The following is an 11,905-nucleotide window of genomic DNA, read 5'->3' as shown; positions in this document are numbered from 1 at the left end:
ATTCCAAGGCAAAAGAATGATTGGCGGCGGACGTTTGGAAGTGCGCAATGCTCTTTACTATGCTGCATTACCGGCAATACGCTTCGATCCTCTGCTACGCGACTTCTACAAACGCCTGACTGAAAACGGAAAACCCGGCAAGGTTGCTATCATTGCCGTCGTCAGAAAAATGGTCACCATCCTCAATGCGAGAATGCGTGACCATTATGCTTTAATACTTGACGGCTAATACCGCTGCTTTTTTTGTTCGTGCGCAGGTGCGGCTTTATTCAGCCGCCTGCTGCATCGCGCTGCGATAGGCAACAATATCTTCGATACTGACCACCACCATATCGTGGGTCTTGGCATATTCGATCAGTTCCGGCAGACGCGTCATGGTGCCATCCGGGTTGGTGACTTCACACAACACACCAGCGGGCTTGAAGCCGGCCAGGCGCATCAGATCAACCGTGCCTTCGGTATGGCCACGACGTTCAAGAACCCCACCCGGACGTGCACGCAGCGGGAATACATGCCCCGGACGCGCCAGATCACTTGGCTTGGTGTCATCGGCAATCGCCGTTTTCACTGTGGTCACACGGTCTGCGGCAGAAACGCCGGTGGTGACACCCACCTTGGCTTCGATGGTGACGGTAAATCCGGTCCCCATGCTTGATGTGTTGTCCGTGACCATGGGCGGCAGTTCAAGTTCTGTTGCCTTTTCATCGGTCAGGCACAGACAGACGATACCGCTGCAATCGCGGATCAACATCGCCATCTGTTCATTGGTCAGATTTTCTGCGGAAAAAATCAGATCGCCTTCATTTTCGCGATCTTCATCATCAACAACCAGAACGCCCTTGCCCTGACGCAGGTCCTCAAGCGCACGTTCCATGCGCGCATGCGGATCGCCAAAGATCGACAGATCGGATTGTTTTTCAATACTCTGATTCATAACCGTCCTCTACGGATGGGGCTTACGAACCAGGGCAACAAAGAAAGGCCCGCTTTGCGGCAAAAGCCACATTGCGGTCGCAGGCAGACGGCAAAGCAGTCACGCAAAGGCGTTCCTGTCATCACCGTCACGCTTTATCCTCTCCCATCCGGACTATTACCGTCGGCTCCGGAATCTCACCAGATCTGCTGACCCCAAAAGTCTTGCGACCTTTGGGCGCTCGCGGGCTTACCAGAAAACTGGTTTACCGCCGGTCGGGATTTGCACCCTGCCCTGAGAATAAGCGCCGTGTTTCAACGACAAACGTTGATCACGATTGATCAACAAGCGCACTTTATGAAAGCGCACCTGCGTTGTCAAACACCTTAAAACCATTGAAAATTTGTGGTTTAAATTTCCGAAAGAAGCTTGCCCGCGCGGAAGTGGAAATCACACCCGTTCTTGCGGGCTTCACGCGGTGCCCACTGGCAAACAGCGCATTTCTTGTCCGATGACCGGCTTTGTGTTTTGCATTCCCGATGCAGATACCCACCAAGCATCGCATCGATATAGCTGCCCTCAAAGACGTCCACGCCAAGGCTTCTGCCCATGCGCAGAGCGGTCCGGCTGTCACAGCGCGTCAGGATCAGGCTCTGGTCGGCAAACAGGGCTGCAAATTCACGCAGCCGTTCTGCCACTTCGGTACGACGGGACCCGACGATGTTCTGATCCCAGATGACTTTGATGAAATCGACATTCATTTTGCGCGGCGATAGGAATTCAAGTGCCGGCAACGTGATGCGGTCCAGACCGACCTGAATGCCAAGCGAATGCAGGAATTCGCAGGCATCCTCGAATTCCCACCAGTTCGCAATGGCGTTTTCCATCGAAAACTCGATTGCCATGTTTTCGATCAGCTTGCCGTCATGCTCGGCAATGAAATCGGTGAACGTGTCGCTGTGCACCGTCTGGATCTGCATGTTGAGGTGTATTCTGTCCGGCAATATGGAGGACGCCATCGATGCCGTCACCTCCATGATCTTCTCATCCAGAACACGCGACAGGATTTCAATCTCCCCCGGTCCTTCCAGCAGGAAACTGGCGAGGTGGTGCTGGCGCAGGTAATCAAGCGAACAATAGATTTCATGGCCCAGAACTTCGCGGCGACTGTCATCAAAGCAGACAATCGCCTGGCGTCGGCAGGAATCAAACACAGCCTCGGTGGTGATTGCGCCGCGCAGCATTTCGGCCATATCAAAACGGACGGATGCGTCACTGCTTTGACGCTCGGCCACGGAAATGCCAAGCAGATCAGCAAGCTTTTCCTCGTCCTTGGGCCATTCGAAGCGGTTCCAGAGGTTCGTTGGAATATGCCCAAGACCCTGCCGGTCAATAACGTCGGTCAGGATTTCATGGATATGCTCGACAAAGGTGTTGTCGTCATTATTCCAGCTACCGGCACGCACAAACGCCACCATGCCATTTTCAAGGCGATAGACCTTGGTGTTCTCGGGGAGATTGTGAAAGGCGTCGCGTGTAATGGCCTGATAATCCTCAGTGCCAAGACGCAGGTCAGCCGGGATGTTGAGGATCCCCAATAGCGGCGCCTTGCCGTTTGCCGCGTGTTTGCGCAGGCTTTCGACAAAGCGGTTGATCGTCAGTGCAGATTTGGTGGCGTGCGCGTTCATAGGCATTCCCGTTTGAATTGTACGGGACAATACCCCACGAAAGGGGTAATTTCAACCTAAATCACTATACCATCGCATAGATCCGCCTCTACCATTAGGGCAAGTTTGGTGAAGAAGGTTTTTGCTGGTACCCCGACCACGTATCCATCGACGCGATCTACAACGCGCAAGCCCTGCAGCGCGTTTGCCGTAAACACCGCATCGAACTCCTTGAGTTCTTCGGGTGCCTTTGGCTCGAAACTGACTTCGACCTCTGCTTCTTCGGCCCATTGCAGGATAAAGTCGCGCGCAAGTCCGCACAAAATCCCGGTGTCTTCATCGGGCGTCCAGAGGGTTTCGCCATCAATAGCAAACAGGTTGGCGACCGTGGTTTCGGCCACGTGCCCCTCAGCCGACAGAATGATGGCGTCCTGCGCGCCGTATTTCTGCACTTCCTGCTTGGCTGCGATATTGTCCATGTAGTTGGTGCTTTTGATGCTACCTGCGACCGAATTCGGATTACGTCGCACTTTCTGCGAGGTCGCCAACGTCAGACCAATATTAGGATCAACCGGCTCAAACGGTTCTGCGGTAATCAGGATGGTCGGATCCGGCGAACCAGGTGGCAGCAAGCCACGTTCGCCCGAGCCACGCGATACCGTCATGCGCACAACCGCATCCTTGCGATGAATTTGCTCAAACAGTTTTGCGACGACTTCTTCGACTTCTTCTGTTTCCGGCAACAGGTCGAGCGGGAATTCGATCAGTTCGGCGTGGTAATCGAGGCGCCCCATATGGGCATCAATCCAGGCAATCTTGCCTTCATGGGCACGCATGGTTTCAAAAAAGCCGTCCCCCAGAAGAAATCCACGATCCGTTACCGGAATGGACGCTTCATCAAGATCACGAAAACTGCCGTTCATCCAAACCTGCATTGCCCGGTCCCTTTAGTCGTTGTCGGCTCCCTCCCGGAAGCGCGTTTCAGAAAATTGGCCAACAGCGCATGGCCCTGTTCAGTCAAAACAGCCTCGGGATGGAACTGAACGCCATAAATCGGCAAGGTCGCATGGGCGAATGCCATGACTTCACCGTCCGGTCCCGTTGCTGTTTCGATTAAACTGCCATCATTTGGCAAATCAACAATTAACGAGTGATAGCGTGTGACTTGCAAAGGATTGTTTAACCCGGCGAACAAATCTGTCCCCGTATGGCTGATGTGCGATGTCATGCCATGTACCGGCCGCTTTGCCCGCTTTACCGAGCCGCCAAACGCCTGGGCAATCGATTGATGTCCCAGACAGACACCCAGCATCGGGAACTCTGCCTTCAAACCATTGATCAGATCAAGACTGTTGCCCGCTTCATCCGGGCCACAAGGCCCTGGCGAAAACACGATGGCCTCTGGCGACAAATCTCGGACACCCTCGCCCGTAATCTCGTCATTTCGTACCACCTTGACCGCATGTCCAAGTTCTTCAAGATAGCGCGCAAGATTGAAAACGAACGAATCATAGTTATCAATCAACAGGATCATGACAGATCCCCGGCATTGATCCCGAACAACTCGAACATCTTGGCCGCTTTCACAAGGGTTTCCTCGTATTCGAGTGCCGGGTCGCTATCAGCAACAATGCCGCCGCCCACATTGAACGCCATCTTGCCGCCATTCACACTCAGCGTGCGGATCACGATGTTGGTATCCATGGTTCCGTCAAACCCGACATAACCGATCGCCCCGCAATAAGCACCGCGCGTGGTTTCTTCGAGTTCGGTGATAATTTCCATCGCCCGGATTTTCGGAGCACCGGTAATAGATCCCCCGGGGAAACAGGCACGCAATGCATCAATCGCTGTTTTATCCGCCTGAAGTTCACCCGTCACGGTCGAGACCAGATGGTGGACATTGGCATAACTTTCCAAGGCACAGATCGCTGGTGTTTGCACAGTGTGAGGATTGCTCACCTTTGAAAGGTCGTTGCGCAAAAGATCAACGATCATAACGTTTTCTGCACGATCCTTGCTCGACAACATTAATTCCTGTGCCAGTTCGGCATCACTTAACGGGGTTTCGCCGCGCGGCCTTGTCCCCTTGATCGGTTTGGTTTCGATCTGTCCGTTTGTGACCTTTAGAAACCGTTCCGGCGAGTTTGACAGGACGGCAACATCCCCGAAATTCAGAAACGCCCCGAACGGCGCCGAACTGATGTCACGCAAACGGCGATAAAGATCAAACCGTATGGGAATGTCGTTTGGTGCGAATTCCGCCCGGAAGCTTTGTGACAGGTTGGCCTGGAAAATGTCGCCAGCGAAAATGTAATCAATCACCCGCTTTACAGCTGCTTGATATCCGGCTCGGTCAAAGTTCGATTGCCACGGCGATATGCTTGGCGCGTGCGGAGTATCGGGTGTGTCGATCAACGGACGGGCAAGTTTCAGATACTTGCGGATCAACATCATCCGATCATGGGCGCGTTGATCCCGTTTCGGCCCAGCCGCCTCTGGAATGCCGGTCGAGATCAGCCACATCCGGCGATCATGCTGATCAAAGGCGATCACCAGATCATAGATCCCGACCGCCATGTCAGGCATGGAAAGCCAGTCATCAGCGGCAACAGGCAGGACTTCGGTTTGATGCGCCAGCTCATAGCCGAAATAGCCCACAGCCCCGCCTTGGAATGGGGGCAGATCAGGATCTGTTTCGATCTGATATCGCTGCAACAGATCGCCGAGCACATCAAACGGATTGCCCGGCACGTCAAAGCCATCGAGCACCACCTGCGCGTTCTTGGCTGTTAGCTTATGAAGCGGTGAAACCACGATGTAGGAGAACCGGTCACGATCACCGGAATCCAGAAAGTGACTATCGGCAAAAATGGCAAAGGCGCCATAGGCGTCGACAGGCTCAATATAGGGGCATTCTTCAATCAGCATTCGGCAGAGGCAATCTTGCGGGAAAAGGATCAAAACCGCAGCAACGTGCGGGTTACAGCCACATCAAGGATCCGGCACGCCAATCTAAGCGATTCTTTTGTCATCTGGCGAAGGTTTTTATGCGCGGGTGAGCGTTTCACAGAGTGGCAAAAAGAAAAGGCCAACCTTTATGGGTTGGCCTTTTGCTCAAGATATCAATTTCGGATCACATCGAACCGATACGCTCGAACGCCTCGTTGAGTTTTGCCAGGGTATCCTTGGCTTCTTCCAACTTGGCTTTTTCGGCGGTGACGATGTGTTCCGGTGCGCGGCTGACGAACTTCTCGTTCGAAAGTTTGCCTTCCTGCGCCTTGATGTATTTCGTCTTGTCCTGGATTTCCTTTTCAAGACGGGCCTTTTCGGCCGCCACATCAATGAAATCGGCAACCGAAACGAAGACGGTCACGCCATCAACCACGGTCTGGATTGCACCCTTGGCAATGGCTTCAACGTCGCCCTGCCCCTTGAAGGCAATATCGGCAACACGTGCTAGACGTTTGACCTGTGCTTCCTGTGCGCTTACCGCTGCCTTCATCGCATCGGTCGCATCGACAAGGTAGATCGGAACTTCTGCCGCAGGCGGCACATTCATTTCCGAACGGACACCACGGATGTCGCCAATCAGGCGAATGGCCAGATCGACCTCGGCTTCGGCGTCACGGTCAATCAGGGACTCGTCAAACTGCGGATATCCCTCGGCGATCAGCATTTTCGAACGGCTATCGGCGGTTTTATCCCAAAGTTCTTCGGTAATGAACGGCATGACCGGATGCAGGATCAACAGGATCTGATCAAGAACCCATGCGGTAACCGCACGGATTTCGGCCTTGGCTTCCTCGTCACTGCCCATCAGGACCGGCTTGGCCAATTCCAGATACCAGTCACAGAATGAACCCCAGACGAACTGATAGGCGCTGCTGGCCGCGTCATTGAAACGATAGGTTTCAATACCGGTGCCAACTGCCTTTGCTGCCTCAGCCGTTTTGCCAACGATCCAGCGTCCAAGGGTCGACTTGACACTTGCCGGGTCAAAGCCATCGACCGGCTTGCATTCGTTCATTTCGGCAAAGCGTGCCGCGTTCCAAAGCTTGGTCGCAAAGTTGCGATAACCTTCAACACGCGATGCGGCAAGCTTGATGTCGCGTCCCTGCGCAGCAAGGGCAGTCAGGGTAAAGCGCAGCGCATCACAGCCATATTCATCAATGATCTCGAGCGGATCGATGACGTTGCCCTTGGATTTGGACATCTTCTGACCGTGTTCGTCACGGACCAGCGCATGAATATAGACATCACGGAACGGTACTTTGCCATCCATGAAATACATGCTCATCATGATCATCCGGGCAACCCAGAAGAAGATGATGTCAAAACCGGTGACCAGAACATCGCCCGGATAGTATTTGGCCAGTTCCGGGGTCTTGTCCGGCCAGCCCAGCGTCGAATACGGCCACAGACCAGACGAGAACCAGGTATCGAGAACGTCGGTTTCCTGGGTCAGTTCGACGTCCTTACCGTAATGCGCCTTGGCGGCTGCGATGGCTTCTTCTTCGGTTTCTTCAACAAAGAACTCGCCATCCGGGCCAAACCAGGCAGGGATACGATGGCCCCACCAAAGCTGACGGGAGATACACCACGGCTGGATGTTGCGCATCCATTCAAAATAGGTGTTTTCCCAGTTCTTCGGCACAAAGCGGATACGACCGTCTTCAACCGCCTCGGTCGCCGGCTTGGCAAGAACTTCGGCATTCACAAACCACTGGTCGGTCAGATATGGCTCGATCACGACGTTTGAACGGTCGCCATACGGGACCATGTGAACGGTGTCTTCGATCTTCTCAAGCAAACCAAGCTCGTCCATCTTGGCCACGATCTGCTTACGGGCTTCAAAGCGATCCAGACCACGGTATTCCTCAGGCGCTTCGTCATTGATGCGCGCGTGATCATCCATGATGTTGATCTTTTCAAGACCAGCACGTTTGCCGACTTCAAAGTCATTGAAATCGTGGGCCGGCGTAATCTTGACCGCGCCCGATCCTTTTTCAGGATCGGCATACTCGTCGGCCACAATCTTGATGCGACGGCCGACAATCGGAAGAATGCAGTACTGCCCGATCAGGTCCTTGTAACGTTCGTCTTCGGGATGAACGGCAATACCGGTATCGCCCAGCATGGTTTCCGGACGGGTGGTTGCGACCGTCACGAACTCGCCATCGCGGCCTTCGATCGGATATTTGAAGTGCCAGTAATGACCTTTGACTTCTTTCTGGACGACTTCAAGGTCGGAAATCGCGGTCAGAAGCTTCGGATCCCAGTTGACCAGACGCTTGTCACGATAGATCAGGCCATCCTTGTGCAACTTGACGAACACCTTGCGGACAGCGGCCGACAGACCATCATCCATGGTGAAGCGTTCACGCGGCCAGTCCGGCGATGCACCGAGACGACGCAGCTGGTTGGTGATCGTCCCGCCGGAATGCTCTTTCCATTCCCACACTTTCGCGACGAATTTTTCACGGCCAAGGTCATGGCGCGTGACGTTCTGTTCACCAAGCTGGCGTTCAACGACCATCTGGGTCGCGATACCGGCATGGTCAGTACCTGGCTGCCAAAGGGTGTCTTTGCCCTTCATGCGGTTATAACGGATCAGGATATCCTGAAGCGTAAAGGTCAATGCATGCCCCATGTGGAGGCTGCCGGTCACGTTGGGCGGCGGCATCATGATGACATAGGGATCGGCACTTGATGCCGGATCAGCGGAAAACGCCCCTGATTTCTCCCATTTATCGTAAAGTCTGCCTTCAACATCGGCCGGGTTGTAGGTCTTCTCCAACATGGTCTTTTGATCCGCTGCGGGTTTCATCATTCATACAAAGAAAAAGCGGCGCACCGTTGGCGCGCCGCTCAAATGTCGATATCGGCTCGCCTACAGGTCTTCGGCGCGGTTCACAATCCGCTCGATTTCCTTTTTCACAAGGCGTTCGATCATATAGGGAAGGTTTTCGTCAAGCCATTCCTTAAGCAACGGACGCAGCATATCGCGCACCAGATCCTCAAGGGTTGCATGACCCGCGTTGATACCAAGGGCAACTGCGCGTTTCTTTGCAACAGCTTGCGCCAATTCCGAGATGGTGCCGGTGGCCGTCGATTCCGTCATATTCGAAATCAGCGGTTCGTCATCATCCTCGTCATCATAGAGCGCTGGCATAGCCGGTTCCGGTTCTGGTTCCGGCTCTTCGAATTCTTCTTCCAGAGGCGTCTCGTCGAAATCGAGCATATCGTCGAGTTCGAGTTCTTCCTCTTCTTCCGGCTCGTCAAGCTCAAGCTCTTCGGGTTCGTCATCGAACTCGAGTTCCTCGGGCTCTTCGTCCAGAACGAGTTCGTCGATTTCTTCTTCTGGTTCGGGTTCGGGCTCAGGTTCCGGTTCCGGCTCAGGTTCTGGCTCGGGTTCCGGTTCTGGTTCTGGTTCTGGCGTCGGTTCGGGTTCAGGAGCAGCTTCCTGTTTTTCTTCATCCCCCTCATCGGCAAGAATCTTGCGGATGGACTGGAGGATATCCTCCATGGAAGGTTCTTGTTGCCCGTCACTCATAATTAAACTTCCGCACTAGTGTCATTTAACCAGACCGATCCGACCCAAGTCCGAAGGCCGGGTGTCATCACCCTGCCCCGACCATCAACAAATCAATCCGTTCCCCACCACTGGCCCTTGACCTTATTATAGTTGGACTCAGTGTCATAAATTTCGACTGGCAGACCGAGGACCTGCGCATTGAGCGCGCCCATGGCAGCCTTCACCTGGAATTCGGCAACCGCGGCATCACGACGTGAACCCACAAGGTCCACACGTGCCTGCAGCAGTTCCTGTTCCTGATCAAGCACATCAAGAACGGTACGCGAACCAACCGATGCTTCGCGCTGAACACCGTCAAGGGCCACTTCGGCCGATGAAACCTGTGCTTGCTGCGATTCGATGCTTGCACGCGCCGTTACGAGCGTTTCCCAAGCACTGGTTGCGTTCTCGATCACTGCACGGCGTGCTTCATCAATCTGAATGCGCGCCTGACCGGCAGTCTGTTTGGCCGAACGCACGTTCGAGAAAACAGCACCCTGCTGATAAAGCGGGATCGAAACCGACGCGATAATGTCTGCACTGTCTGCAGTGAAATCCTCGGTCGAGGATTCGTGTGCACGTTCAACACCAGCCGCCAGATTGACTTCCGGATACAGCGAACCTTCGCTCAGGCGAATGTCAGACTGTGCTGCTTCTTCGGTGTAAACCGCCTGCAGAACGTCCGGATGCTGACCCTGTGCGATCGACAGGACATCAGAAATGCTGGTCGGCAGACCCGCAAGCGGGTTCGGAATTTCAAGATCGCTCGGCGGGTTGCCAACAAGGCGCTCATACTGCGCACGGGTATTGGCCAAGGCACCCTGTGCCGAAATCAGATCAGCCTTTGCACCGGCAAGTCGGGCTTCGGCCTGGGAGACGTCGGTACGGGTCACTTCACCAACCGCAAAGCGATCACGCGTTGCTTCAAGCTGACGTTCCAGAACGCGAACGTTGTTCTGGTTAAGCTCGACAACCGCCGTATCCCGCAGAACGTTGAAATAGGCCGTTGAAACCTGCAGCATCACGTCTTGCTCGGTCGAGCGCAGCGACGCGCGCGCTGCCTTGATGCGGGATTCTGCACGTTCGGTTTCTGCAGTCGTACGGCCACCACGATAAAGCGGCTGGGTAACATCCAGACCAACCGTATAAGGGGTCAGGCTGTTATCGGTTTTGGTGCCGTTGACTTCAGTTTCGTAGTCACGGACGCCAGCACTACCGGAAAGGCTGACACTCGGCCGCCAGTTTGACAGGGCCGAGGAAATTTCTTCGTCGGTCGAGCGCAGGGATGCGCGACCGGCTTCAAGTGTCGGGTTGCTCTGGTACGCCTTGATAAGTGCGTCTTCCAGACTTTCTGCAGATGCGCCGCCGGCAACCATGCCTCCGGTCGCCAGAATACTGCAGGTCAGCAAGAACCGTTTGATCATTTATCTACCCTTGTAAAATCCTACACCAAGTCCCGACCCCGGCGCAGTTTCACGTATGGTAACGACGGAAGGAAAATTTTCCAAGAAAAGAGGCATTTGCATCAAAAAAAAGTAATGTGCCCCGTTTCGCCGTCATTGCCATTCTCAATCGTAGCGGCTCATATCGCGCTCAACTTCAAGCGCCCATGCATCTATACCGCCGCGAACATTAAAAACCTCTTTAAATCCACGGTCCTCAAGGAACCTGCCAGCATGGCGACTGCGAACGCCGTGATGACAAATAATGGCCAGAGGCACATCAGGCGCCAGTTCATCCACCCTGCCCGACAACTCGGAAAGCGGAATATGAAGCGCCTGACGGATCGCACAGATTTCCAGTTCCCAGTCTTCACGGACATCAAGCAAGGCAATCGGTGTTGAGTCATCAAGTCGCGATGCAAGTTCTTCACAACTGATATCGAACACCATCAACCCTCAATCCGCGCCCATTTAGACTCCGAAAGCAAAATCAGAAGACAAAGCTTTCGGCCGGCTCGAAGCCCGGAAGATACGGAATGTTCGCATCAAACAGATCACGATGACCAATGACACCGTTTTCACGTTCATAAAGGCGTGCCACACCAACCTTGCCCGGCTCACGGACAACCGCTAGCAAACGACCGCCTTCGGAAACCTGTTCAAGGATCGCTGCCGGAACTTCGGCAACAGCACCATCAAAAACAATCACATTATAAGGTGCCTGTTTGGCATAGCCCGCCGCCAGATCACCTTCAACGACGATAACGTTGTCGAAGTTCTGGGCCTGGAAAGTCGCTTCGGCAGCAGCAGCCATTTCCTTGTCGCTTTCAACGGCCACGACCGTTTCCGCAACGCGCGAAATCAGCGCACTGGAATATCCGTAGCCAGCGCCAATCACCAAAGCCACACCCGTCTCGGCGATTTCGGCATTCTGCATAAGACGCGCGATTACCATCGGCTCCATGGCGAAACGACCGCCGCCAACTGCGATATCTTCGTCAATATAGGCGACACCCCGCTTGCCTTCGGGCAGGAACAGTTCGCGCGGAACCCCTTCCATCGCTGCGATGACCAGCGGATCGGTAACCTTGTTGGTCCGAACCTGATTTTCCACCATGTTATGGCGCGCGATTTGGTAATCCATGATTATCTGACCTGAAAATTCTCGCGAGAAACAGACCGCAGTCCCCTTAGTTGTCCCCAAAGACGGCTACGGCAATTGCCCTGTTTATAGTTGGCACTTAAGCACCTGACAACCACGGATCAAGCGCAAACCCCTCTTTGAGCGTGGATTTTCTGTTCTTTT

10 protein-coding genes, 1 pseudogene and 1 riboswitch are annotated in these 11,905 nt (G+C 54.1%); of the genes and pseudogenes, 1 reads left to right on the top strand and 10 read right to left on the bottom strand.

The features are described 5' to 3' along the window. Positions 1 to 229: pseudogene (locus UF64_RS20555) on the top strand (IS110 family transposase); the annotation flags it as partial. A gap of 36 nt (positions 230 to 265) precedes the next feature. Here UF64_RS20555 and ribB read toward each other — a convergent pair. From ribB to UF64_RS12825, 10 genes are all read right to left on the bottom strand, one after another. Beyond that, positions 266 to 934, bottom strand: a complete 669-nt coding sequence (gene ribB / locus UF64_RS12870; RefSeq protein WP_044828904.1) for a 3,4-dihydroxy-2-butanone-4-phosphate synthase — start codon at positions 932 to 934, stop codon at positions 266 to 268. 132 nt (positions 935 to 1,066) lie between these two features. Next, positions 1,067 to 1,219: riboswitch (FMN riboswitch) on the bottom strand. 104 nt (positions 1,220 to 1,323) lie between these two features. After that, on the bottom strand, positions 1,324 to 2,601 hold the full coding sequence (locus tag UF64_RS12865) for an EAL domain-containing protein (RefSeq protein WP_044828903.1): 1,278 nt from the start codon (positions 2,599 to 2,601) through the stop codon (positions 1,324 to 1,326). A 56-nt stretch (positions 2,602 to 2,657) separates the two neighbouring features. Further along, positions 2,658 to 3,515 (bottom strand): aminotransferase class IV, encoded by an 858-nt coding sequence (locus tag UF64_RS12860; protein WP_044828902.1) that lies wholly within the window; start codon positions 3,513 to 3,515, stop codon positions 2,658 to 2,660. After that, on the bottom strand, positions 3,500 to 4,114 hold the full coding sequence (locus tag UF64_RS12855; protein WP_044828901.1) for an aminodeoxychorismate/anthranilate synthase component II: 615 nt from the start codon (positions 4,112 to 4,114) through the stop codon (positions 3,500 to 3,502). The genes UF64_RS12860 and UF64_RS12855 overlap by 16 nt, the downstream gene beginning before the upstream one ends. Further along, positions 4,111 to 5,511, bottom strand: coding sequence for an aminodeoxychorismate synthase component I (pabB, locus tag UF64_RS12850; RefSeq protein ID WP_044828900.1), 1,401 nt, complete (start codon positions 5,509 to 5,511; stop codon positions 4,111 to 4,113). The genes UF64_RS12855 and pabB overlap by 4 nt, the downstream gene beginning before the upstream one ends. 205 nt (positions 5,512 to 5,716) lie before the next feature. Next, positions 5,717 to 8,383, bottom strand: coding sequence for a valine--tRNA ligase (locus tag UF64_RS12845; protein WP_044829030.1), 2,667 nt, complete (start codon positions 8,381 to 8,383; stop codon positions 5,717 to 5,719). A gap of 90 nt (positions 8,384 to 8,473) precedes the next feature. After that, a complete protein-coding gene (locus UF64_RS12840) occupies positions 8,474 to 9,109 on the bottom strand; it encodes a DUF2497 domain-containing protein (RefSeq protein WP_044828899.1) in 636 nt (211 codons plus the stop codon). A gap of 119 nt (positions 9,110 to 9,228) precedes the next feature. Continuing rightward, on the bottom strand, positions 9,229 to 10,581 hold the full coding sequence (locus UF64_RS12835) for a TolC family outer membrane protein (RefSeq protein WP_044828898.1): 1,353 nt from the start codon (positions 10,579 to 10,581) through the stop codon (positions 9,229 to 9,231). A 144-nt stretch (positions 10,582 to 10,725) separates the two neighbouring features. After that, positions 10,726 to 11,049, bottom strand: a complete 324-nt coding sequence (locus UF64_RS12830) for a rhodanese-like domain-containing protein (protein ID WP_044828897.1) — start codon at positions 11,047 to 11,049, stop codon at positions 10,726 to 10,728. A gap of 40 nt (positions 11,050 to 11,089) precedes the next feature. Further along, complete coding sequence (locus tag UF64_RS12825; RefSeq protein WP_044828896.1) at positions 11,090 to 11,743, bottom strand: protein-L-isoaspartate O-methyltransferase; 654 nt, start codon at positions 11,741 to 11,743, stop codon at positions 11,090 to 11,092. Between the last annotated feature and the right edge of the window lie 162 nt (positions 11,744 to 11,905).

The sequence above is a fragment of the Thalassospira sp. HJ genome, from assembly GCF_000948415.1.
GTDB lineage: Bacteria > Pseudomonadota > Alphaproteobacteria > Rhodospirillales > Thalassospiraceae > Thalassospira.
This window is presented reverse-complemented; position numbering and strand designations above follow the sequence as displayed.